A 24,978-nucleotide genomic window follows, 5' to 3' on the forward strand; every position below is an offset into this window, starting at 1 on the left:
CTCATCATCAAAAGTAGTCCCTTATGATACGGGGCTGACCAGGGCAAACAAGTGATTATCAAGCTCGCCGTAGATAACCAGTATTAACTCATTCGCTCGGCAGCAGTTTTAAGCAACCGTTCGGTCGTTTCCCAACTCACACAGGCATCGGTCACCGACACGCCGTAACGCATCGCGTTGGGCGACAGCGCTTGCTTACCTTCATATAAATGGCTTTCGAGCATTAATGCGACCAAATTAGCATCGCCCGCTTTACGCTGCGCCAGCACGTCGAGCATAACCTCACTTTGGCGTCGGTGATCTTTTCGCGCATTGGCATGACTGCAGTCCACCATTAAGCGAGGATTCTGTCCGGCGTCTCGTAAGGTATTCACCGCTGCTCGCACATGATGCGCTTGGTAGTTTGGTTCGCCATGACCACCTCGTAACACCACATGCGTATTGGGGTTACCAGCGGTTTCCTGCATGACCGGCCGCCCTTCACTATTCATTGCGAAACGCTGGTGGGAATGCGCCGCTGCCTGCATAGCATCAATAGCAACCTGGACGTCGCCACTAGTGGCATTTTTAAACCCCACTGCTGCCGTGAGATCGCTGGCCAGCTCGCGATGCAGCTGTGATTCCGTGGTACGTGCGCCAATAGCGACCCAGCTCAACAGATCATCTAAGTAAGGTGCCAACATGGGCTGTAAAAGCTCAGTAGCCACCGGCAAGCCCCGTGAGGCTACGGCATGCATCAACTCACGAGAGAGCGATATACCCTTTGGCATATCGCCACTGCCGTCTAAATCAGGGTCATAGGCCAAACCTTTCCAACCCACTGTAGTTCGTGGTTTTTCAACGTAAACACGCATTACCGGTAGCAGTTGCTCGCTCACTTCTTCACTAAGCGCAGCCAGCCGATCGGCGTACTCTAGCGCGGCATGCGGGTCATGGATAGAACAAGGGCCAACTACCACTAATAAGCGGTTATCTTGACCATTCAAAATGCGCTGAACCGCTTGGCGCTGATGGGCAATTTGCGCATTCAATTGGCTATCGATACCTACACTGCGGCGTAGCTCTGCTGGCAAAGGCAACGGCTGCGATGAGTTCGTGGGGCCATTCGTTAATGACGCTAGATTTGACAAGGTTGTACAAGCAGGGCTGACATGGGCATTCATAACTTAACTCTCCGGAAGCGTATGACATCGTGATAACAACAACATGCCACCCTGGCTTGCACGGTCGGAGGTGGCAGCTTGCACCGACCGCGCGTCGCTAAATCGCCAGCCATAGCCATAACCGATATAGTTAGCAACGTTGGCGAGCAGATTAGCGAGAGAGTTTGCGCGGTACATCATGATGCAGCTCCTTGATGAAAGTCCTGTGAAATCTGAGCAATTAACCTAAATAAACAGTTAAAACAAAAGAAGCCTCGGTTGGGCTACCAACCGAGGCTTCTTTGCATGCGGCAGGCAACCTAGTCGGTGTGCCTGATGACGCGACGCTACTGGTCGGCCAGGGGCACACCGTAGCTAAACCAATAGACAGCATAAAAGAACGCAGCAACACACGCCCACACACCAGCCGCCGATGCTGGCTTTGCTTGTGTGTGTTGAATGCATTGTGCTGTGTGCATGGCTACGTCCTGATTCACATTAATTGTCGAGAACAGTGCTTCTAATGGGTTAATCCTGCCTGCATAGAGGCAAAATGGCAACCATCAACCGCCAAACGCTTGTATCCAACCAATAGTAGCGGGCAGTGCGCTCATACTCACCAGCACAACAACACCGAGCACAATAGCAAGCAAACCTGATTCGTCTTTAAAGTTGTCGTCATGGTGGGCCATGAAAGCCTCCTTTTTATCAGTATCGGTTACCGGCATATGCCGAACACCAGTTATTGGCCAGCTATTTTAGTGAGGACGAGGCGCGTAAGCAAACACATCTGAGAACATTCGCTCACTGTCAATACCTTTCCGTTCTAAGATATTAACACAGGCGTACACCATACCCGGCGAACCCGACAAGTAGATATCACAGCCGCTGGGCGACCCAGCCATTCCACTCTCAAGCATGTTCTCAAGATCACTCTCTAACACCAAGTCAATGCGCCCTTGATGATGCGTGATACGCTCGCCTTCTGCTAGCGGCTCAGTCAGTGGAAACTCTGTCACCGCTTGGAAAGAAATATTGGCATACTGCTGTGCCCATTCGCAGGCCAGATCTTCCGCATAAAGATCACGATGTTCGCGATTGGCCCACCATAGTGAAATGGGCCGTTCAGGCTGCTGTCTTAGTACCGCCTCAACAATCGCCTTCATTTGTGCAAAGCCTGTACCTGCAGCAATTAGCAACAGAGGACGCTCGCTTTGCGTGTCTAATACACATTCACCGCTGGGTAGGCGAACAGTCAACTGATTAGCTACCTGCAATAACTCTCGCAGGCGAGCAGAGTTATCTCGCTCAGGCCAGTGCTGAATATGTAATTCGATAATACCGTCACCGCGTTCCGCGCTGGCAATAGAAAACGGTACCCAAGTGTTATCGTCTAGTTTGAGCTCTAAATACTGCCCAGGCGCATGCTGCATGGCCTCGGGCCGCCCTTCCAGGGTCACCCCAAAGACATCGGGATTTAAATCCTCAACGGCGGTTACCTGGCAGATTAACGTTCTGCAAGTTAACGTGCTTGCGCTCATGAAAGCCTCTATATAGAAAGTCGCCCGACCTGCGCCACTGGGTTAGCCGTGGCGAGGAGTGGGTAATGGGATATCAATGCCCAGCTCGTCCCAGCGCTCATCAACGCGGGTTTTTATCGAATCATCCATCACAATGGGCGTTCCCCACTCACGATCCGTTTCGCCTGGCCATTTATTGGTAGCATCGAGCCCCATCTTGGAACCTAACCCAGACACCGGCGACGCAAAATCGAGGTAGTCAATAGGCGTGTTTTCCACCATCACCGTATCCCGCGCCGGGTCCATGCGCGTGGTAATGGCCCACATCACATCTTCCCAGTTACGCGCATCGATATCGTCATCTAATACAATGACAAATTTGGTGTACATGAACTGACGCAGAAAACTCCACACCCCCATCATGACGCGCTTGGCGTGACCCGGGTACTGCTTCTTCATGGTCACAACAGCCATTCGATAGGAGCACCCTTCCGGTGGTAGGTAGAAATCGACAATTTCGGGGAACTGCTTACACAGAATGGGAACAAACACCTCGTTAAGCGCAACCCCTAAAATGGCTGGCTCATCGGGTGGGCGGCCGGTGTAGGTGGAGTGATAAATCGCGTCCCGCCGCATGGTCATCCGCGTCACGGTGAACACAGGGAAGTGATCAACTTCATTGTAATAACCGGTGTGATCGCCAAACGGTCCTTCTGGTGCCATATCGTCGGGGTAGAGAAACCCTTCAAGAATGATTTCAGCCGACGCAGGCACATCCAACTCTGCATGACCGCACTTGACCAGCTCGGTGCGCGAGCCTCTAAGCAACCCAGCAAAAGCGTATTCAGACAGCGAATCAGGAACCGGCGTCACGGCACCTAAAATTGTTGCAGGATCAGCCCCCAACGCCACTGCCACAGGGAATGGCTCACCGGGATGCGCTTTTTGAAACTCAAGAAAATCCAGCGCACCACCGCGATGGGAGAGCCAACGCATGATCAGACGGTTTTTACCGATTTTCTGCTGACGATAAATGCCAAGATTTTGGCGCTTTTTATGCGGGCCTTTGGTAATTACCAGCGGCCAAGTTACCAGCGGCGCGGCATCACCTGGCCAGCAGTGCTGGATCGGCAAACGGCCTAAGTCAACCTCATCACCTTCATACACCACTTCTTGCACGGGGGCTCGCTTGACATTTTTGGGCCCCATGCTGAGCACCTGCTTAAAAATCGGCAGCTTGTCCCAGGCGTCTTTAAGCCCTTTCGGCGGATCAGGTTCCTTTAGGAACGCCAGTAGTTTACCTACCTCGCGCAGTGCTTCTACTGAATCTTGACCCATACCGAGCGCTACCCGCCTAGGCGTACCAAACAGGTTGCCCAATAGCGGCATATCATGGCCCTTCACATTCTCAAACAATAGTGCAGGGCCACCAGCGCGCAGTGTACGGTCACAAATTTCAGTAATTTCGAGATAGGGGTCGACTTCTGCTTTAATCCGCTTCAGTTCACCCTGCGCTTCAAGCGCTGCAATAAAATCGCGCAAGTCGTGGTACTTCAAGGCACTCTCCTCAAGGCACTTACCCGGCTGTCAGCCATTACTGTTGCCAGTGCTTGGCTGCAAATGAAGCACTTAGCGTCGCTTCATCGCTTCAAAGAACTCCAGATTCGTCTTGGTATCTTTCAGACGATCAATCAAGAACTCTGTCGCAGCGGTGTCTTCCATCGGGTTAAGCAGCTTGCGAAGGATCCACATGCGCTGCATTTCGTCTTCAGACGCCAGCAGATCTTCGCGGCGAGTACCACTACGGCGAATGTTGATTGCAGGGAACACGCGTTTCTCAGCTAGCTTGCGGTCAAGGTGCGCTTCCATATTACCGGTGCCCTTGAACTCTTCGAAGATGACTTCGTCCATTTTCGAGCCAGTATCAACTAGCGCGGTGGCAATAATCGTCAGGCTACCGCCCTCTTCGATATTACGCGCGGCACCGAAGAAACGTTTAGGCTTCTCAAGGGCATGAGCGTCCACACCACCGGTGAGCACTTTGCCGGAGCTGGGCACCACGGTGTTGTAGGCACGCGCTAAACGGGTGATAGAGTCGAGCAGAATCACCACATCTTTCTTGTGCTCTACCAAGCGCTTGGCTTTTTCGATGACCATTTCGGCAACCTGCACATGGCGAGCGGGCGGTTCATCGAAAGTAGAAGCAACCACTTCGCCACGCACGGTGCGCGACATTTCGGTAACTTCCTCAGGGCGCTCATCGATCAGCAATACAATCAGATGGCACTCAGGATTATTGCGCGTAATCGACGTCGCGATGTTCTGCAGCATCAGTGTCTTACCCGCTTTAGGCGGTGACACCAACAGACCACGTTGACCTTTACCAATTGGCGCCGTCAGATCAATGATGCGCGCGGTAAGATCTTCGGTAGAGCCGTTACCGATCTCCATGCGCATCCGATCATCTGGGAATAGCGGCGTTAAGTTCTCAAAGAGAATCTTATGCTTGGCATTTTCCGGACGATCAAAGTTGATCTGGCTAACTTTGAGTAGGGCAAAGTAGCGCTCACCTTCTTTTGGCGGGCGGATTTTGCCGGAAATGGAATCACCTTTACGCAGATTGAAACGGCGAATCTGCGACGGCGATACGTAAATATCGTCCGGTCCGGCGAGGTACGAGCTGTCGGCGCTACGCAGGAAGCCAAAGCCATCCTGAAGTATTTCCAGCACACCATCGCCGTAGATATCCTCACCGCTTTTTGCATGCTTTTTGAGGATAGCGAAGATGATGTCCTGCTTGCGCGAACGGGCTAGGTTGTCGATACCCATTTCACGGGCGATATCGAGCAGCTCGGGAACGGTTTTTTGCTTGAGTTCAGTGAGATTCATCGGTGTGTTAGAAAGTTGCTCATGAAAGCTAGGCGACAAGCGCCGGGAATAAGACAGGAGGCGTGGCCTAAATAGTAGGGCTAAGCGCCGAGTGATGCGTTCAGAACCCCACTAAGCACACGCTCAGATACTGATCGCTAGAGAGTTATCATAGCTATGCCTAAGAAGGAGTAGCGGCATAATCGACTGCTCAGCGTGAGGGTGCTAGCAAACTAGTTAATCTGATTAGCACAGAAAGGTGCTGTTTCAGGGGTTATCTGACGACTTGGACATCTGGCTGATGTCAATTGGATACGTACCACTCAAAATATCTGAGCAATACACTCGCTTAAATACACTTGTTTAATAGACAAACAAGCTAACTCGGATCAAGCCAGTAGCTCGATGGTAGTCAAGGCCCGAGATAAACGCAAGCCTTTGACAATTGACAATACTAATGAGGCACCGCAACCTTGGCATAGCCACTAGGAAGGAACGCCCATGCCCAAGGAAATTTCATTCCCTCTCGCCGCGTCGCCGGCTGAATTGGATAACACCGAACCGCAGCGCTTAGCCGCCATTGATCTGGGTTCTAATAGCTTTCATTTGTTGGTCGCCAACTATCAACATGAGCGCCTGCAAGTCGTCGCTAGGATGGGTGAAAAGGTTCAATTAGCCGCTGGGCTAGATGAAAACGGTTATTTAAGCGAAGCCGCGATGCAGCGAGCGTTAGATTGCCTAGGCCGCTTTGCGCCGTTTCTCACCGACATTGAGAGTGCCAACCTTCGCATTGTTGGAACCAATGCGTTGCGTGATGCCTATAACAGCCAAACATTTATTGAGCGTGCCGAAGCGCAGCTTGGACACGCCATCGAAATTATTGCTGGTCGTGAAGAGGCTCGCCTGATCTATTTGGGGGCCGCCCACGCATTGGCTGAGAATGGACGCCGTTTAATTGTCGATATCGGCGGTGGTTCTACCGAGTTCATTATTGGTGAAGCGTTTGAGCCTAAAGCACTTGAAAGCCTACGCATGGGCTGCGTCACTTTCAGCAGCCGTTTCTTTCGTGACGGCGAGCTCAGTGAAAAACGTATGCGTCGCGCTGAGCTCGCCGCCCTGTCAGAACTGGCCAATATTCAGCGACCCTACCAACGCCTTGGCTGGCAGGATCCAGTAGGTTCTAGTGGCACGATTAAAGCCGCTGCTAGCGTGCTATATGCCTATGGCGATACGCCTCAGGAAGGTGTTATCACTCGCAGCGGATTAAAAAAGCTGCGCGAACGCTTACTCAAATGCAAACAGCTAGACAAAGTTGAGCTAGATGGCCTAAAACCTGATCGAGCAAAAGTTTTTCCGGCAGGTATTGCCATTTTAAACGCTATTTTTGAAGCCTTTAATCTTTCCCAAATGCGCTTCGCGGATGGAGCCCTGCGCGAAGGGGTGCTTTATGATATGGCGGGCCGAAATAGCGCAGAAGATACCCGTTCTAAAAGCTTAGATGCATTGAAGCGGATTTATGATGTTGACTCTCGGCAAGCCGAAAATGTTGCCGACACTGCCCTTCGGCTATTTAACGACGTAAAAAAAGCCTGGGGGCTATCCCAAGAGCAAGGCCACTACCTTGTCTGGGCAAGTCATGTGCATGAAATTGGCCTAGCTATTTCTCATAGCCAGTTTCATCGCCATGGCGCCTACTTGCTAGAACATTCCGACTTAGCTGGCTTTTCGCGCCCTGAACAGCGCTTACTGGCGTTTTTAGTGCGTGCCCATCGCCGCAAGTTTCCCACCAAAGAGTGGCAGGCGTTACCCGCCTCCCATCAGGAAGGCTGCGCCAAACTTGCCCGCCTGATGCGTCTTGCTGTGCTTATTAATCACTCGCGATCTGAAGTTGCTCCACCGTTACCGGCTATTAAAGCAGAAGGCGAAACGCTGACGATAACGCTACCTGCCAGCGACGAGCCGACACTGCTAAGTACCGATATGGAGCAAGAACAAGCCTATATGACAGCGGCTGGCTTTACGTTTTTGGTAGTAGAGGCAAATCAATAACAACCCCTTCTGCCTGCCAGAGCACATTAGCAGGCGGCAGGATAACGGCCAAACATACCTTTCCATCCATCACGACAATCAAACGCTCACGCTCCCAGGGCGGTATTCCCCGCTCTTGGAGTAAGCGCTTAATATCTCGCCTTCCGCGCTCTTTTAACGCAATAACCTCTCCACCCCGTCGCCAACGCAGCGTTACGCGGCGTGGTGGTGTCAACGCTACTTGCAGCGGTCCTAAGGGCGTTGTCTGCTCCAGTACACCGTCCCATTCAACTTCCCAACTAGGCAACGGCGTCAGCGGAGGCATGAGGTAGAGACGGCGCTGCCACATGCGTGCTTCTGCACCCGGCCATACCACTTTGACCTGGGCATCGCTTGCCGCACCTAGTTGCGAAAGCAAGCTTTCCAGACGTTTCTGCGGCGGCGTTGGGAGCGCTAGCTGCTCACAAAGTGTACGCACGAGCAGTCGTTGGCGCGGTAAAGAGCATTGGCTAAGCAGCGTAGCATCCATGCAGCGCTCTCCTCGCATTAGCGTTGCTAGCTCTTCCGCGGCATAGGACGCCAACAGTTGGTCTGCCTCGCCGGCATGTTGGGCGCTGTTGGCAAGGGCCCGTGCAGCGTCAGGCCAACGTAGCTGTAAGGCTGGCATCACCTGATGGCGTAAGCGGTTGCGATCAAACGCGATATCGCGGTTGGTTGGGTCCTCGCACCAACTGATTGATAACCCATGCGCTGCATCAGCCAACGTCTGTCTACTGATACTCAGCCAGGGCCGTAGCAGGGTCAGCCCCTGCCAATCACGGCGAAAAGGCATACCCGCCAACCCACGCACGCCACTGCCGCGTAGCGCCGCCAACAGCAACGTCTCCGCTTGATCATCTTGGTGCTGGGCTAGCCATAGCGTATCGCCAGCGGGAATATGCGTCATGAACGCCTGATAGCGTGCTCGCCGTGCCGCCCCCTCAACGCCCTCGCCGAGTGTGTCTACCGCGACGCTTGCCGTCACCAGCGTTACGTTAAGCGCATCACACAGCGCCAGACAATGCGCTTCAAAGGCACTAGCTGCGGCCTGCAAGCCATGGTTAATATGAATCGCCTGCAGTGGGCGTCCTGCATCTCGACAAACTTCAGCGGCCAACGTCAGCAGCAGCGAAGAATCCAGCCCCCCAGAAAGCGCCACCCAAATAGTACGCCCCGGCGGGGTTTCCGCCAGGGCGTCATTTAGCAAGCGTAACAGCGGCTTAGGCGGCTGGAGCGCCATAGCTCATCAACCGTTTGTAGCGACGCTCTAGCAGTGCATCGCTATCAAAGCTTTGCAGACGTTCCAGACTGTTAGCCAACGCCTCTTTAACGCGCTCGGCGGTAGTCATTGGATGTCGATGAGCGCCACCCAACGGCTCTTTAATTAGCTCATCAACAAAGCCAAGCTCTTTAAGGCGCTCGGCGGTGATACCCATGGCTTGGGCGGCGTCAGATGCTTTTTCAGCGCTCTTCCAAAGAATCGACGCACAGCCTTCCGGTGAAATCACCGAATAAGTGGAGTACTGCAGCATATGTAGCTCGTCGCATACGCCAATGGCTAGCGCGCCACCGGAGCCACCTTCACCCACCACGGTGGAGATAATCGGCGTTTTTAGGCGCGACATCACTGCCAGATTGTAGGCAATGGCTTCCGACTGCCCCCGCTCTTCCGCATCGATCCCAGGGTAGGCACCAGGCGTATCGATAAAGGTTAGAATGGGCATTTTAAAACGCTCTGCCATCTCCATTAAGCGACAGGCTTTGCGATAACCTTCTGGCCGCGGCATGCCAAAGTTACGGCGCACCTTTTCTTTTACATCACGACCTTTTTGATGGCCAATGACCATCACCGGTTGATCGTCCAGACGCGCAATGCCACCAACTAATGCGGCGTCATCAGCAAAGTTACGGTCACCATGAAGCTCATCAAAGTCAGTAAAAATATGCTCAAGATAATCCAGCGTATAAGGACGCTGGGGGTGACGAGATATTTGAGAAACCTGCCAGGGCGTTAAATCCTTGAAGATCGATTCGGTTAACTTACGGCTCTTCTCCTCTAAACGAGAAATCTCGTCAGAAAGATTAACCTGGCTATCGGAGCTAACCAAACGCAGCTCCTCAATTTTTGCCTGAAGCTCGGCAATGGGCTGTTCAAAATCGAGATAATTAGGATTCATCGGCTCTGCCTGTAAGCTGCCTATAAAAAAAGAAGCCTTGTTGAAACGGGCATGTATAGGGGCATTATCGCACCCTGAACTTGCCACGCAAGGCAGTACCCTTTCAATTAGCGTGCCGCACGGTCATTTAGTCTTCCATCTGACACCGGCTCGTATACGTTTAGTGCGTTTTCTAACGGTAGCGTAGCTGAACACCTACCTGCCCTTGCACATCACGAAGGGCTAACAGCAGATCATCGCTGGGAGCTACTTTCCAGTCATCCGCCAATGCTAACCAACCGACCGCTTCTGAGTGACGATACTGCAGCCGAACTGGCAATCCGCCGGTATCGCGGTATGGCGTAAGGCTCTCGCGTAGGCTATCGACTAGACGTCCGTTGATCTGTTCAGCATCCAATGCTAATTCCACCGCTTCGCCATAGCGAATACGTGCGGTCACCATCGGCGTCACGTCTTTGCCCCGCAAGCGCAAACCGCCGGAAAAGTCATCGTTGGATACTTCACCTTCAACGATGATCACTTGATCAGACTCAATTTGGCCCCGCAGTTGATCAAATAGTTCGCCAAATAGCGAAGCTTCGATGCGCCCAGTACGATCATCTAGTGTGATAAACGCCATGGTATCGCCACGCTTGGACTTCATGGTGCGCATAGCTACCACTAATCCCGCCACCCGCTGCGGCTCACGCGAAGCCTTCAAATCACTAATGCGAGTAGAAACAAAGCGTTTTAGCTCACGCTCATATTCATCAATGGGATGACCGGTTAGATAGAGGCCCAGCGTATCTTTTTCCCCAGAAAGGCGCTCACGATCCGTCCACTCACGGGCGCTTTGATACTCAGCGTAAGGGTCTGTCGCTTCCTCTTCTGCGCTAAACGCATCGCCAAACATATCCAGCATACCCAGGTTTTGATTGGCGTGGTTTTGCGCAGCGGCTTTCAAGGCATCTTCCATCGCAGCGGATAACACCGCCCGATTCGGACCCAAGTTATCTAACGCACCCGACCGAATCAGCGCTTCCAGCGTACGCTTGTTCATGCGCTTGGGATCCATGCGCCGACAAAAATCGAACAGGTCTTTAAACGGACCATCCGTATTACGAGCTTCAACAATCGCCCCAATCGGGCCTTCACCGACACCGCGAATGGCACCTAAGCCGTACACCACGCGCCCTTCGGTATCTACGGTAAACTTGTAGCCACCGACATTAACATCCGGCGGTGTAACCGTCAGTTTGAGGTGGCGACACTCTTCTATCAGCGGCACCACCTTGTCCAGGTTATCCATTTCCGTTGACATAACGGCGGCCATAAACGGCCCAGGATAGTGCGCCTTCAGCCAGGCAGTTTGATACGACACCAAAGCGTAAGCGGCTGAGTGCGACTTGTTAAAGCCGTAACCAGCGAACTTCTCAACAAGATCAAAAATATTGCCTGCAAGGTCTTTATCGATACCGTTAGCCGCACAGCCTTCCATAAAGCCTGAACGCTGCTTGGCCATCTCTTCGGGCTTTTTCTTACCCATGGCGCGGCGCAGCATGTCGGCCTGACCCAATGAATAGCCAGCCATTACCTGAGCAATCTGCATGACCTGCTCTTGGTACAAAATAATGCCGTATGTCGGGCTGAGCACCGGTTTTAGAAGGTCATGCTGATAATCTGGGTGTGGATAAGAGACTTCGGCACGGCCATGCTTACGGTTGATAAAGTCATCCACCATGCCCGACTGTAGCGGGCCTGGGCGAAATAGCGCTACCAAGGCGATCATATCGTCGAGAGAGTCTGGCAGCAGGCGCTTAATCAGCTCCTTCATACCACGAGATTCCAGCTGGAAAACAGCGGTGGTTTCCGCTCGTTTCAGCATCTCAAACGTTTTACTATCGTCTAGCGGGATAGCGTCGATATTGAGCGGCGCTTGACCGTTTACCCCACGCACTTTATCGACCATTTCCAGCGCCCAGTCGATAATCGTCAGCGTCCGCAGGCCCAAGAAGTCGAACTTCACTAGCCCGGCGTCTTCGATGTCGTTTTTATCGAACTGAACCACGAGGCCTGAACCATCTTCATCGCATAACAGCGGCGAGAAGTCGGTTAGCTTGGTGGGGGCAATGACGACGCCCCCCGCGTGCTTACCAGTCCCCCGCGTGGTGCCCTCAAGCTTAAGGGCCATTTCCCAGATCTCTTCGGCTTCTTCGTCGTTGCCAATAAACTCTTTCAGGGCTGGTTCTTGCTCAATCGCTTTGGCAAGCGTCATTCCCACTTCAAAGGGAATCAGCTTGGAGAGCTTGTCGCCCAACGAGTAGGGCCGCCCCTGGGCACGCGCCACATCGCGCACCACCGCTTTCGCGGCCATGGTGCCAAAGGTAACAATCTGAGATACCGCATTGCGGCCGTAGCGATTCGCCACGTATTCAATCACCTTGTCACGCTTTTCCATGCAAAAATCGACGTCAAAGTCAGGCATGGAGACACGTTCAGGGTTAAGAAAGCGCTCAAATAGCAGGTCGTAGCCAATCGGATCAAGATCGGTAATTTTTTGCGCGTAAGCCACTAAGGAGCCCGCACCAGAACCCCGCCCTGGGCCAACTGGCACGTTGTTATCCTTGGCCCACTGAATGAAGTCCATCACGATCAGAAAATAGCCAGGGAAGCCCATCTGGATAATAACGTTCAGCTCAAATTCAAGCCGGTCACGGTAGCGCTGATTAATCTCGCGATAAGCATCGCTATCGCGAGGGTACTGTTCAGCTGGGAACAAAAAATCTAACCGTTCAGTGAGACCGTCATGGGAGACTTTGCGGAAAAACTCATCCTGGGTCATCCCGTCGGGTATTTCGAACTCCGGCAGAAAAATTTCCCCCAGGCGCACGTCAACGCTACACCGCTCAGCAATCATGACGCTGTTTTCAAGCGCTTCAGGAATATCGGCAAACAGTGCTGCCATTTCCTCAGGGCTTTTCAGGTACTGCTCTTCGGTATAGCGTCGTTCACGGCGAGGATCATCCAAAGCCTTGCCTTCACCAATGGCAACGCGGGTTTCGTGGGCCCAGAAGTCTTCCCGCTCTAAAAAGCGCACGTCATTGGTTGCGACCACCGGGGTATTTGATGCGATCGCCAGCTTCACACTCGCGTGAACACACTCTTCTTCAAGCGGCCGCCCGGTACGGATTAACTCCAGATAAAAACGATCTGGAAAGGCGCGCTGCCACTCTTCTAACAGCTCCCGGGCTTCGCGCTCATGCTCAGACAGCAAGTGACGACCTATTTCGCCTTCACGCCCGCCTGATAGTGCAATCAATCCTTCGCTTTGCGCTAGCACCCACTGCTTGTCCAGAATGGCTCGCCCGTGGCGCTGGCCATCCGTCCACCCTTTAGAAATCAATTCAGTGAGATTGCGATAACCAACATCGTTCATCGCCAGCAGCGTAATGCGATATGGATGGGCCTCATCATGAGGGTTGTGCAGCCATAAGTCGCTACCGATGATCGGCTTAAGGCCAGCACCCTGGGCCGCTTTATAGAACTTAACCAGACCAAACAGGTTAGCTTCATCGGTTAAGGCCAGTGCTGGCATCCCACGCTCCGCGGTGGTGCTGACCAGTGACTTGAGTTTTACCAAGCCATCAACCAGGGAGTATTCACTGTGCAAACGTAGATGAACAAACGGAACCGTCATGGGACTCTCAGCAACAAGGCTAGATAAATAGAAAAAGCTTACAGCAGCGCTAACTGACGCTGAACTGGCGCAAAGCTCCGGCGATGCTCGGCAAGCGGCCCGTGGGCAGATAGTGCCGCCAAATGTTCTTTCGTTGGGTACCCTTTGTGACGGGCAAAGCCATAGTCAGGATAGCGCAGATCAAGCTCGGCCATCTGTGCGTCGCGGGCGACTTTAGCCAAAATCGATGCAGCAGCGATCGCAGGATGACGAGCATCGCCTTTCACTACCGCTTGCCCAGGCAGCTCATGCCCAGGCAGCCGATTACCATCTACCAATAAATAGTCTGCCGCGGGTGTTAAGGCATCAATGGCACGCCGCATAGCAAGATGAGTGGCATGATAAATATTTAGCTGGTCGACTTCAGCAGCGCTGGCTTCTGCCACAGCAAACGCTAATGCGCACTCACGAATCTGTACATCCAGCGCTTCACGCTTTTTAGCGGTAAGTTTTTTGGAATCCGTTAGCCCCTCAATCGGGCGACTAGGATCAAGAATTACCGCCGATGCAACAACACTGCCGATCAGAGGCCCACGCCCGACTTCGTCAACGCCTGCTAGAAAGTCACCATGGTAGTCGATCACTAAAGGAGGATAGGCAGTCGGCTTAACGGCCATGATGGCTTCCTTCTTGGGCAACTTCGCCACTGCAATCCAATGGCTGGCCCGCCACCAGAGAGGCTATAGCCTGCGCAGCACGTTGGCTGGCATTGCGCTGTAAACCACGGTGCATATCGGCAAAGCGTGCTTCTAGGGCGTGGCGTTCTGCTGCATTATTAATCATTTCGTCGAGCTGCTCAGCAATCGCTTCTGGCGTTGCCGCATCCTGAATCAGTTCTGGCACCACACTCTCTTGAGCAATTAAGTTAGGTAATGAAATCCATTTAGTTTTCACTAAGCGTTTTGCCAGCCAGTGGGTCATCGGTGCCATTTTGTAAGCTACCAGCATTGACCGATGGCATAACATGGCCTCTAGTGCCGCGGTGCCCGAGGCAAGCAATACAGCATCGCTGGCTACCATTGCCTCTCGTGCCTGACCTTCCAAGAGCATGACCCGCTTGCTTAACATAGGGTAGCTTGCCAGAAGCTGGATGATTTCTTGATACCGCTGATGGGTCGCTGCGGGAATGACCACATGCAGCGCTTCATTACGCTGACAGAGCAATTCGGCAGCGCGTAAAAATGTATCGCCCAAAAAGCGTATTTCATTGCCCCGCGAACCAGGCAATATTGCCAAAACAGGAACTTGAGCAGGCAATGCGAGTGTTTGGCGAGCCGTTTGGCGATCATTCTCAAGCGGTAATTCATCCGCTAATGGATGGCCAACGAAAGCAACCGGCACCTGATGCTGATGGTAAAAATCAGCTTCAAACGGCAGCAGTGTTAACATGCCATTAACCGCCTTAGCGATCTTTTTCACACGCCCTTGCCGCCATGCCCATACCGAAGGGCTCACATAGTGGGCTGTCTTCAGTCCGGCAGCGCGTAGCTGTTTTTCAAGGCCAATATTGAAGTCGGGCGCGTCGATGCCAATCATAATATCCGGCTGCCAGGCGAGTGCTTCTTCGCGCAGTATGCGGCGCACGCGAATGAGTTCAGGCAGGTGCTTGACGACCTCCACCAGGCCCATCACCGATAATGTTTCAAGGGGAAAGCGGCTCGTCAGCCCATGCGCTTCCATACGTGGGCCGCCTAGACCTCGAAACTCAACGTTGGGATGCATCAGCGTAAGCTCATGCATCAACCCTGCACCGAGAATATCGCCAGAGAGTTCGCCTGCGACAATGTATACGCGCTGAAGTGTCATGATGAGAAAGGAAGAGATATGAGCATTTGAGTCCATCGTTGATGCTAACTAGCCATCAACGTTGTTAGCGGATGATACCGCGCGTAGACCGCTCAATTGAGTCGGCAAACGTGGTGACTTCTGGCAAATCGAACCGGCTGCGCATTTCGCTAACTGCCTGCTCAACGGTTAAACCTTGGCGATACACTAACTTATAAGCACTGCTTAAGGCATTGATTGCATCACGGCTAAAACCACGCCGCTTCAAGCCAACCAGATTAAGGCCTCGTGCTTCAGCAGGATTGCCATTGATCATCACGTAAGCGGGGGTATCTTTGGTAATAATAGACCCACCCCCGGCCATCGCATGTTCACCAAAGTGGCAAAACTGATGAACAGCCGCCAAACCACCTAAAATAGCATGGTCGCCGAGTACAACATGACCTGCCAAAGTGACTTGGTTCGCTAGAATACAGTCGTTGCCAATCACGCAGTCATGGCCGACATGAACATACGCCATAAACAGGTTACGCGATCCAATGGTGGTTTCACCGCGATCTTGTACGGTACCACGATGGAGGGTAACGCCTTCACGAACAACGTTATCATCCCCCATAATTAAGCGTGTTGGTTCGCCAGCGTATTTTTTATCCTGGCAATCCTCGCCTACCGAAGCAAATTGAAAAATTCGTGTACGCTCGCCTAGAACGGTAGGTCCTTTAATAACGACGTGAGAGCCAATCACAGAGCCAGCGCCAATAGTGACATTTGGCCCAATCACACTAAATGGCCCCACCTCGACATCATCAGCAAGCTGCGCTTTAGGATCAACCAGTGCAGTAGGATGTATCAAGCTACCTTCCTCTCAGCACAGATAATTTCTGCCTCGCAGGCTAGCTCACCGTTAACCGTCGCACGGCAGGCGAACTTCCAAATGCCACGCTTACCACGAATCACATTTGCCTCCAGCACTAATTGGTCACCGGGCATCACGGGGCGCTTGAAGCGTACATTATCACTTCCTACCAAATAATAAACATAGCCATCAGCGGGCAGTTTATTGACTGTTTTAAAACCTAAAATTCCGCACACCTGAGCCAGCGCTTCTAGTACTAAAACACCTGGCATAATAGGGTGATGAGGGAAATGGCCATTAAAAAACGGCTCGTTGATGCTAACATTCTTATACGCAACGATGGTTTCGCCCACGGTTAATTGCGTTACTCGATCCACCAGCAAGAATGGGTAGCGGTGGGGCAAGTATTCGCGAATTTCGTTAATATCCATAACCATCGTAACGACCTCTAAATGACAAAAGGCCTGAGTAATATCAGGCACGCACCAGCAAGTTTGCTGGTAAAAAAGCAGTGAATTATAACCTGCTGCTATACAGCCTCAAGTTACCTGCCTATAAATTGCTGGCATAACGACTCATAACGACTCACTGCGCTGGCTTTTCTCTAGTCGAGACAAGCGCTTGGCTATTTCATCGAGCTGTTTAAATCGCACCGCATTTTTACGCCATTGGGTATTGTTCATAGCACCAGTACCCGACGAATAAACACCTGGCTCATGAATCGAATTGGTCACTAAGCTCATACCCGTTACCTGCACACCATCGCAAATGGTGAGGTGACCAGAAAGCCCAACGCCACCGCCGAGCATGCAGTGCTTGCCCACCTTAGTAGAACCAGCAATACCAACGCAGCCTGCTAAAGCGCTGTGATCCCCAATCGTCACGTTATGGGCAATTTGTACTTGGCTATCAATTTTGACATCGTTACCAATCACCGTATCGCCTAAGGCACCGCGATCAATACTTGAACAACTGCCAACCTCAACGTCATCACCCAGCACGACGCCGCCTAGCTGAGCAATTTTATGCCAACCAGCACCGTCGTGAGCAAAACCAAAACCATCGCCGCCAATCACACAGCCGCTATGCAAGATGGCTCGTTTTCCCACTACAACGCCGTGGCAAACAGTAACGTTAGCGTGTAGTCGCGTATCATCCCCAATTACACTATCGGCACCAATCACACTGCCAGCGCCAACCACCACATGCTTACCTAGCACTACACCTGCTTCAATCACAGCATGTGCTTGAACAGAAATTCCCTCACCTAAAATAGCGCTGTCCGCTACCACAGCTGATGGGTGAATACCGGGAATATCCCGAGCAGGCAATGGATCAAATAGCTGTGAGAGTTTGGCGTAACCCAAATAAGGATTATTCATCTCTAAGCGTGCCACAGGACAATGTTTAGCATGCTCAGGATGTAACAATACAGCGGCTGCTTTTGTAGTCGCCAAATCTTTTAGGTATGCACGGTTGGCTAGAAAAGCAACGTGATCCGACGTCGCATCTTTAAGTGTGGCCAAACCTTTAATTGGCTGGTCGGCGTTACCCTCGAAGTCAATGCCCAAGTGACGTGCGACATCGTTAAGGGTTAGATAGTGAAAAGCGTGCGTCATGGGAGCCCAGTGAAACATGGGTGCGGGCTAGCCGCACCATCAATCATAATTTTAGTTTAGCGAATCAAAAATCTGCGTAACCTCATTGGTCACGTTAGGCAGATCTGTTGATGAGTGCAATACCCCTTGAGGCTCTACCAAGACATCAATACTGTGGCGCTCAAGCACTTGCTCAACAGCCCTTTCAAGCTTTGACTCAGCGCCCTCTAAGAAACGCTGCTCAGAAGCCTGTTGTGCTTGAAGCACTTCACGGCGCAATTCCTCAAAACGACTACCTTTTTGCTGCAGTTCAGCAATGAGTGGGTCTCGCTGAGATTGGGACATTGTCTCGCCTTCACGCTGCAGTCGCTCTTGCAAGCGTTGAAGCTCTTCGCCTAATGCTTGGGCCTCACGCTGCTGGTTGCCAATTTGCCCTTCCAACTGGCTTAGTGACGACTGGGCTGACTGTGTATTCATTAAGGCGGCGCGCCAATCGAGCACAGCCACTTCTGCAGCAACGGCATAGGTAGGTAGTGTCATCGCGCCCAGTAAACACACGGCGGCTGTCAGTTTACGCATCAATATTACTCCTTATATTAGAATGTTTGGCCCAGCGAGAACTGGAAGAACTGCGTATCGTCACCGCTCTCTTCGTTTAGCGGTTCTGCCACACTGAAGGTCAGCGGACCCACCGGTGTTAGCCACGACAGTCCAATGCCTACACTGTAGCGCAAGTCGCCCAGGTCGACCCCAGAGCTGCATTGCTGACGCCCAACATCTGCCTCCTGCACATCATAGCAAGAACTTAAGAAGGTATTACCTGCATCCAAAAAGAGGGAGGGTTGAATTGACCGCTTATCTTCCACAAACGGCATGGGGAAGAGCACTTCGGCAGAGCCTTCCACTAATACGTTGCCGCCCAATGTACGATCACGCCCCCCATCACGGGTAGGAGTTGTGCGTTGACCCAACGTGTTGGAGGTAAAGCCGCGCACTGAACCTAAGCCACCGGCATAAAAGTTCTCATAAAACGGGTAAGGATCATTGCCACCAAGTGTATCGGCATATCCCAAATTTCCACTAAACTTCAGCGCCCAGGTCTGATCATCGTTAATTGGAAACAGCTGCTGTGCACGGGCGCGAACCTTGTAGTACTCGGCATCGCTGCCCGGCACACCTGTTTCTAGTGATAGACGTTGATAATTACCTGCTGTCGGCATAATGCCGCGATTTAAATTATTACGCGTCCAGCTCGCCGTTAATTTAAGGCTTTGCGCATTATCGCCTTGATCGTCGACATAACGAATAATTTCTGAAGCAGAATCGTTGTAGGTTTTAACCGTCAGCTCTTCAAGGCTAGCACCAAAATTCAGGCGAGAAAGTTCACTAATCGGATAACCAAAGTTAATGCCGGCACCATAAGCGTCCGTAGAGAACGTAGAGATATCGGAATCGCCGTAATCGGTTTCGCGGTAAAAAAGATTATATCCGCGCGAAATACCATCTAATGTCCAGTAGGGGTCGGTAAAGGCAAAGTTAACGCTGGTAAACGTATCACTACGTTGCGCGCCCACATTAACGCGGTTACCGGTGCCCAGAAAGTTATTTTGGGCCAGCCCAACGCCATAAATGACACCTGCGCTTTGTGAGAAGCCGACACTGGCAGAGACAGAACCGGATGGCTGCTCCTCAACGTTATACGTTACGTCTAGCAAATCAGGCTGACCAGGGACTGGCTGGGTGCTGACCTCAACTTGACTAAAGAAGCCGAGACGCTCCAGGCGCTGGCGTGACTGGGTAATCGATTCAGTTGATGCAGGAGCGCCTTCTAACTGAATCATTTCACGACGCAGCACTTCATCTTGCGTTGTGGTATTACCGTAAAATTCAATACGACGCACGTAGGTGCGCTGACCAGGATCCACGGCAATGACGATATCAACGGTTTCACCATCGTCGGATAGCTCAGGAATGCCTTGTACGTCAGCAAATGCAAATCCCTCTGCGCCAAGGCGTTGGCGAAGCGCTTCAGTCGACGCATTTACTTCGCCGCGCGAAAAGGTGTCACCCCTATCAATTTCAAGTAATTCGCGCGCTTCGTTTTCGTTAATTTGCAGGTCACCGGCAAAACGAATATCCCCGATTTGGAACTGGTTGCCTTCATCAATGTTTAAAGTGATGAAAATTTCAGATTTTTCAGGACCAATCGATACTTGCGTTGAAGTAACATCAAAATTAACGTAACCACGATCAAGGTAGAAAGAGCGTAAGCGCTCAATATCACCCGCCAGAGCTTCGCGGGAGTACTCGTCGCTGGAGAACCAGCCAAAAATACGTCCTGGGCGGTCATTTAATTCAAATACGTCACGCAGCGTATCGTCGTCAAATGCTTCATTACCAACAATATTAATTTGCCGGATTTTAGCAACTTCGCCTTCATTGACATTGATATTAACCTGAACACGGCCTTCATCAATTTCATCAACTTCTACGTCAATACTTGCGCTATAGCGCCCTTGAGCTTGATAAACACCTTCAAGCTCACGCTGAATCTCTTCTAGCGTGGAAAGCTGCAGCACCTGTCCTTCAGAAAGGCCTGATTCGCGCAGACCATTGCGCAAATCCTCATCAGAAATTTGCTGATTCCCTTCGATATTCAAGCGCGCAATGGTCGGTCGCTCAACGACTTGGATAACCAGCACGTCGCCCTCGCGCGCAAGAGAAACGTCTTCAAACAAACCTGTAGCAAACAGATCCCTGGCCGCGGCAGCCAGCTGCTGTTCGCTAACGCGGTCATTGGCATTGACGGGAAACGCATTAAAGACCGAGGCGGCAGATACCCGCTGCAGTCCCTCCACACGAATGTCGGAAACATCAAAGGATTGTGCTTGGGCACTGCTGGTACCTATCAGCAACAGTGCCGCCATTCCAAGGGTCTTGATTTTCATGCAGTCAGTTCGCTCGCGTTGGTCTGCCTATCATTCCAGATAGGCACCATATACATTTGTGCAGGCAGATGACAAGGCATCCAGCGCCCTACACGCGTCATTACCACAGGCGCATCAGATCAAAATAGAGAGCCGTCAACATTAGGGTGCCTACCATGGCAAGCCCTATACGCAACCCTACCGCTTGCGTTTGCTCAGAGACCGGCCGCCCACGCACAACCTCTATAAAGTAATAAAGTAGATGCCCGCCATCGAGCACAGGTATCGGTAGTAAGTTCAGCACTCCTAGACTGATGGAAAGATAGGCTAAGAAGCCTATAAACACTTCCATACCTGCCCGGGCAGAATCACCGGAAATCTGTGCAATAGTAATCGGGCCCGAAAGGTTCGACGGTGAAATAAGCCCTACCAACATTTTGCGAATAGCATCTACCGTTAGCAGCGTCATCTCACCTGTACGTGATAGTGCTTGGCCAACAGCCTCGATAGGACCATAGCGAATTTCACGCTGTTGCTCCTCGGGCCAAGATACCTGTTGCGCCCCGGCTCCAATGTAACCAACCTCGCTGCCACTCTCCAGCGTATTACGGGCTGGCGTTAAAGAGAGACTAGACTGTTCGTTGCCACGCTGATAACCAACGTCTAAGGTTTGACCCGCATTCTCTCGAATAACTGAAACAAACTGCATCCAGTCGTCAATTGGCTCGCCATTTAGCGACACAATACGGTCGCCAACACGAAGCCCCGCTTGAGAAGCGGGCTGCCCCTCTACTACTTGGCCTAGCACTGCGGGAACGTTCGGACGCCATGGCGTAATTCCCAAGCTTTGTAGCGGTTGAGGCGGATCCTGACGGACCATATAGTCGCTCACGGGAAGCTGATAAACCCGAGCAGCATTAGACCCTTCTGGCTGCGCCTCAAGTATTAAGTCGCCATCGAATCCGATCATAGAAACAAGCTTTAAATTAATCTCTTCCCAGGAGCGCATGGCATCTCCCTGGACCGAGGTAATTTCAGCGCCATGAGTAAGGCCTGCCTCTGCCGCCGGGGAGTTAGGCGTAACGTCGCCAACGACAGGAATCACCGTTGTAGTACCAGCAACAAACAGCGCCCAATAGGCAACTATCGCAAGTAAAAAGTTAGCAATCGGCCCCGCGGCAACAATTGCAATACGCTGCCACACGGTTTTGCGGTTAAATGCTTGGTCTAATTGCTCATCAGGTACAGGCGCTTCGCGCTCGTCCAGCATCTTTACATAGCCACCCAAGGGGATAGCCGCTACTGCAAACTCGGTACCATGGCGATCAACTGTCGACCAGAGGGGTTTACCAAAACCAATAGAAAAACGCAGTACCTTGACACCACAGCGTCGAGCCACCCAGAAATGACCAAACTCGTGGAAGGTTACCAACAACCCAAGCACCACGATCACCGCTAATATGTTCTGTATCAGGCCCACTCTTTGCTCCTTTACGTGACTCGCTGATCAACGGTGATGATGCTAAACAGCTTGCTGATGAACGAGGCGTTCTGCCTGCTCTCGCGCCCACTGATCTGCGGCTAGTATCTGTTCAAGCGTGTCAGCCTGCTCTTCAAACGGCAACGCCATTACGCTAGCCACTACATCAGCAATCGCGCTGAAGCCAAGCTGTTTTTCAAGAAAGGCTTCTACAGCGATTTCATTAGCAGCATTTAAAATCGCTGGCGCTGCCCCCCCCTTGTGCATTGCCTCACGAGCAAGCCTCAAGCAGGGAAAAAGTAATTCATCAGGTGCCTCAAAATCCAGACGCGCTACTTGAAAAAGATCCAGCGTTTCAACTCCGGCGTCAATGCGTTCCGGCCACGCTAAACCATATGCGATCGGCGTACGCATATCTGGGTTACCTAATTGCGCAATGACCGATCCATCATCATAGGCAACCATCGAATGAATAACGCTTTGCGGATGAACCACGACCTGTATCTGATCAGGCGTTGCATCAAATAGCCAGCACGCTTCGATAAGCTCTAGCCCTTTATTCATCAACGTTGCGCTATCAACCGAAATTTTACGCCCCATCGACCAGTTAGGATGATGACAAGCCTGCTCGGGCGTTACCTTAGCAATATCGTCTGCCTGCCAGCCGCGAAACGGCCCACCAGAGGCGGTAAGCAGCAACTGGCGAACACCGTGCTGACGCAGCCCACCTCGATGCTCGATAGGTAGACACTGGTATATAGCATTATGTTCGGAATCAATCGGCAATAAGGTAGCGCCGGAGCGTGAGACGGCGTCCATAAATAGCGCGCCACTCATTACCAGGGCTTCTTTATTGGCTAGTAATACACGCTTCCCTGACTCAGCTGCCGCTAATGCAGGCAGTAGTCCGGCTGCACCAACAATAGCGGCCATCACCGTATCTACGTTTGGATCTTGGGCAACGTGACACAATGCTTCAGGGCCAACGAGCACCTCAATATCCAATCCTACTGATGCAAGCGCATGCTGCAACCACACAGCATCAGCAGGGTCATTGAGTACGGCAATTGAAGGGCGGTGAGCATTACATTGTGTGAAGAGCACTTCTTTGGAGGTATGAGCCGTTAAGGCATAAACGTGATAACGATCTGGATACCGCGCAATCACATCAAGCGTACTTTTACCAATTGAGCCTGTTGAACCAAGCACAGTAATGCGCTGAACAGCTGACTGACTCATAGAGCGCTTACCTGTAAGTGGATCACCTGCAGATAGAACAGTGCAAAAATAGGCACTGCCGCTGTCAGGCTATCAATACGATCCAGTACGCCACCATGGCCTGGCAGGAGCTGGCTTGAATCCTTAATGTTTCGATAGCGCTTGAGCATACTTTCTAGCAAATCACCCAGTACTGACACCAGCGTAACTAGTCCGGTGATCACTACGAGGGCAATGCCGCCCATAAGGCTAATGGGCTGCCACGCAGCAAACACAATCGCTAACAGCAGTGTGGCCGCCAGGCCACCATAAACACCCTCCCAGGACTTACCTGGGCTTACTTTCGGTGCTAGCTTATTTTTCCCCCACCGCCTGCCAGCAAAGTAAGCACCGATGTCCGCTGTCCAAACCAGCAACAACACAAACAGCAGCCATACTGCACCACTGTCGCGGAGCACATTGAATCCTACCCAGCATGGCAGCAATACCCAGCCTCCCATCAGCAATCGCCGTGAGGTGGCTTGCCACTGACCAACGGTGCCAGGGTAGTGGGTCACCCAGTAAAGGTTTACCAGCCACCCAACAGCTGCAAGCCACAGCGGCCAAGCGGCAAAAGCAGCCCCCCCTAACCACATCGCCAGCATCAACACTGCCATCACTGCGACCAGGGCAAAACGTGCTCCATGACGAGTTACACCAGCTAAGTTGGTCCACTCCCAAGCACTTAGCAGCACAATTAACGCTGTAAATAGTGCAAAGGCCCCACCTTGTAGTCCGAACAAGCCGATCAGCGTTAAGGGTGCTAACCAGGCTGCAGTAATTATCCGCTGTTTAAGCACCTTGCGCCTCTATTTGTGCATCGGTCATACCAAAACGACGGCGACGCAGGCAAAAATCATTAAGCGCCTCATCTAGTGCCGCCCCATTGAAATCTGGCCATAGCAGTGGTGAAAAATGCAGTTCCGCGTAGGCCAGCTGCCATAACATAAAATTAGATAGGCGCTGCTCGCCGCTGGTGCGGATACATAAATCTACTGGCGGTACATTGTGCGTATTCATCGCCGCATCGAAGCACGCCTCATCAATGTCATCAGCTGCCAGCTCACCTGCCGCTACTTGTTTCGCCAACTGCTTAGCCGCTCGTGCAAGATCCCATTGGCCACCGTAGTTTGCAGCGATAACTAGATGCATGCCAGTGTTCTCTGCGGTCAATGCCTCAGCACGTTGAATATGCTTTTGAATAGCATGAGAAAAACCGCTTTGTTCGCCAATAATGGACAAACGGATATTACGCTCGTTGAGCTTTTTGACCTCACGCTTAAGCGCCATCAAAAAAAGCTCCATCAACGCATTCACTTCAGCAGTCGGACGCTTCCAGTTTTCACTAGAAAAAGCGAAAAGGCTCAATGTCTGAACGCCTCGTTGTGCAGCGCGTTCAATAACCGCTCTCACGGCCTCGACACCCGCTCGGTGGCCACGCACACCAGAAAGCCCTCTTGCACGCGCCCAGCGGTTATTACCATCCATAATAATAGCAACATGGGATGGCGGCACCTCCTCGGATCGAGAAGGCGGCGCGCTCTCCTGCTGCGCTTGAGGAAGCTGCGGAGACGTCATGGGTTCTC

At 52.1% G+C, this 24,978-nt stretch carries 21 protein-coding genes; 1 reads left to right on the plus strand and 20 read right to left on the minus strand.

The window, feature by feature from the left end; translation table 11 throughout:
- Nucleotides 1-83: 83 nt before the first annotated feature.
- The 6 genes from K1Y77_RS13895 to rho all read right to left on the minus strand — a co-directional run bounded on the left by K1Y77_RS13895 (nt 84) and on the right by rho (nt 5,551).
- Complete coding sequence (locus tag K1Y77_RS13895) at nt 84-1,163, minus strand: 3-deoxy-7-phosphoheptulonate synthase (protein ID WP_264017618.1); 1,080 nt, start codon at nt 1,161-1,163, stop codon at nt 84-86.
- A gap of 3 nt (nt 1,164-1,166) precedes the next feature.
- Nucleotides 1,167-1,343: a hypothetical protein gene (locus tag K1Y77_RS13900; protein WP_198023695.1), complete on the minus strand. Its 177-nt coding sequence runs from the start codon at nt 1,341-1,343 to the stop codon at nt 1,167-1,169.
- Between the two features lie 362 nt (nt 1,344-1,705).
- Nucleotides 1,706-1,834 (minus strand): hypothetical protein, encoded by a 129-nt coding sequence (locus tag K1Y77_RS13905; protein WP_264017617.1) that lies wholly within the window; start codon nt 1,832-1,834, stop codon nt 1,706-1,708.
- 66 nt (nt 1,835-1,900) lie between these two features.
- Nucleotides 1,901-2,683 carry an NAD(P)H-flavin reductase gene (locus K1Y77_RS13910; RefSeq protein WP_030070385.1) on the minus strand — a complete coding sequence of 261 codons (783 nt, stop codon included), beginning with the start codon at nt 2,681-2,683 and terminating at the stop codon, nt 1,901-1,903.
- Nucleotides 2,684-2,725: 42 nt separating this feature from the next.
- Nucleotides 2,726-4,219, minus strand: a complete 1,494-nt coding sequence (gene ubiD / locus K1Y77_RS13915; RefSeq protein ID WP_030070386.1) for a 4-hydroxy-3-polyprenylbenzoate decarboxylase — start codon at nt 4,217-4,219, stop codon at nt 2,726-2,728.
- A 72-nt stretch (nt 4,220-4,291) separates the two neighbouring features.
- Nucleotides 4,292-5,551 carry a transcription termination factor Rho gene (gene rho, locus K1Y77_RS13920; protein ID WP_009724159.1) on the minus strand — a complete coding sequence of 420 codons (1,260 nt, stop codon included), beginning with the start codon at nt 5,549-5,551 and terminating at the stop codon, nt 4,292-4,294.
- A 480-nt stretch (nt 5,552-6,031) separates the two neighbouring features.
- On the opposite strand from rho, the gene ppx reads away from it, so the two are divergent.
- Entirely contained in the window at nt 6,032-7,579 is a 1,548-nt protein-coding gene (gene ppx / locus K1Y77_RS13925; RefSeq protein WP_264017616.1) for an exopolyphosphatase, read from the plus strand.
- On the opposite strand, the gene tilS is transcribed toward ppx, so the two are convergent.
- The 14 genes from tilS to uppS form a co-directional block, all read right to left on the minus strand.
- Nucleotides 7,548-8,837, minus strand: a complete 1,290-nt coding sequence (tilS, locus tag K1Y77_RS13930; protein ID WP_264017615.1) for a tRNA lysidine(34) synthetase TilS — start codon at nt 8,835-8,837, stop codon at nt 7,548-7,550. The two genes, ppx and tilS, sit on opposite strands and share 32 nt — an antisense overlap.
- Nucleotides 8,818-9,774 carry an acetyl-CoA carboxylase carboxyl transferase subunit alpha gene (gene accA, locus K1Y77_RS13935; protein ID WP_030070389.1) on the minus strand — a complete coding sequence of 319 codons (957 nt, stop codon included), beginning with the start codon at nt 9,772-9,774 and terminating at the stop codon, nt 8,818-8,820. Before accA ends, tilS begins: the two co-directional genes overlap by 20 nt.
- Before the next feature lie 172 nt (nt 9,775-9,946).
- Nucleotides 9,947-13,450, minus strand: a complete 3,504-nt coding sequence (gene dnaE, locus K1Y77_RS13940) for a DNA polymerase III subunit alpha (RefSeq protein ID WP_264017614.1) — start codon at nt 13,448-13,450, stop codon at nt 9,947-9,949.
- A gap of 38 nt (nt 13,451-13,488) precedes the next feature.
- Nucleotides 13,489-14,106: a ribonuclease HII gene (gene rnhB / locus K1Y77_RS13945; RefSeq protein WP_264017613.1), complete on the minus strand. Its 618-nt coding sequence runs from the start codon at nt 14,104-14,106 to the stop codon at nt 13,489-13,491.
- Nucleotides 14,096-15,295, minus strand: coding sequence for a lipid-A-disaccharide synthase (lpxB, locus tag K1Y77_RS13950; RefSeq protein ID WP_264431494.1), 1,200 nt, complete (start codon nt 15,293-15,295; stop codon nt 14,096-14,098). Before lpxB ends, rnhB begins: the two co-directional genes overlap by 11 nt.
- A gap of 64 nt (nt 15,296-15,359) precedes the next feature.
- Nucleotides 15,360-16,127, minus strand: coding sequence for an acyl-ACP--UDP-N-acetylglucosamine O-acyltransferase (gene lpxA / locus K1Y77_RS13955; protein ID WP_264017612.1), 768 nt, complete (start codon nt 16,125-16,127; stop codon nt 15,360-15,362).
- The gene (gene fabZ, locus K1Y77_RS13960; RefSeq protein ID WP_035536331.1) at nt 16,124-16,567 is read right to left on the minus strand and encodes a 3-hydroxyacyl-ACP dehydratase FabZ; all 444 of its coding nucleotides are present in this window, start codon (nt 16,565-16,567) and stop codon (nt 16,124-16,126) included. The genes lpxA and fabZ overlap by 4 nt, the downstream gene beginning before the upstream one ends.
- Nucleotides 16,568-16,705: 138 nt before the next feature.
- Nucleotides 16,706-17,749, minus strand: coding sequence for a UDP-3-O-(3-hydroxymyristoyl)glucosamine N-acyltransferase (gene lpxD, locus K1Y77_RS13965; RefSeq protein WP_264429063.1), 1,044 nt, complete (start codon nt 17,747-17,749; stop codon nt 16,706-16,708).
- 51 nt (nt 17,750-17,800) lie between these two features.
- Nucleotides 17,801-18,307 (minus strand): OmpH family outer membrane protein, encoded by a 507-nt coding sequence (locus K1Y77_RS13970; protein ID WP_030070396.1) that lies wholly within the window; start codon nt 18,305-18,307, stop codon nt 17,801-17,803.
- A 17-nt stretch (nt 18,308-18,324) separates the two neighbouring features.
- Nucleotides 18,325-20,676 (minus strand): outer membrane protein assembly factor BamA, encoded by a 2,352-nt coding sequence (bamA, locus tag K1Y77_RS13975; RefSeq protein ID WP_406567228.1) that lies wholly within the window; start codon nt 20,674-20,676, stop codon nt 18,325-18,327.
- A gap of 100 nt (nt 20,677-20,776) precedes the next feature.
- Entirely contained in the window at nt 20,777-22,135 is a 1,359-nt protein-coding gene (gene rseP / locus K1Y77_RS13980) for a sigma E protease regulator RseP (protein ID WP_264429065.1), read from the minus strand.
- Nucleotides 22,136-22,177: 42 nt separating this feature from the next.
- The gene (ispC, locus tag K1Y77_RS13985; protein WP_030070399.1) at nt 22,178-23,374 is read right to left on the minus strand and encodes a 1-deoxy-D-xylulose-5-phosphate reductoisomerase; all 1,197 of its coding nucleotides are present in this window, start codon (nt 23,372-23,374) and stop codon (nt 22,178-22,180) included.
- Entirely contained in the window at nt 23,371-24,192 is an 822-nt protein-coding gene (locus K1Y77_RS13990) for a phosphatidate cytidylyltransferase (protein WP_264017610.1), read from the minus strand. The genes ispC and K1Y77_RS13990 overlap by 4 nt, the downstream gene beginning before the upstream one ends.
- Nucleotides 24,185-24,970, minus strand: coding sequence for a polyprenyl diphosphate synthase (uppS, locus tag K1Y77_RS13995; RefSeq protein ID WP_264017609.1), 786 nt, complete (start codon nt 24,968-24,970; stop codon nt 24,185-24,187). Before uppS ends, K1Y77_RS13990 begins: the two co-directional genes overlap by 8 nt.
- Nucleotides 24,971-24,978 lie beyond the last annotated feature (8 nt).

It is taken from the genome of Halomonas qaidamensis, assembly GCF_025917315.1.
Lineage (GTDB): Bacteria > Pseudomonadota > Gammaproteobacteria > Pseudomonadales > Halomonadaceae > Vreelandella > Vreelandella qaidamensis.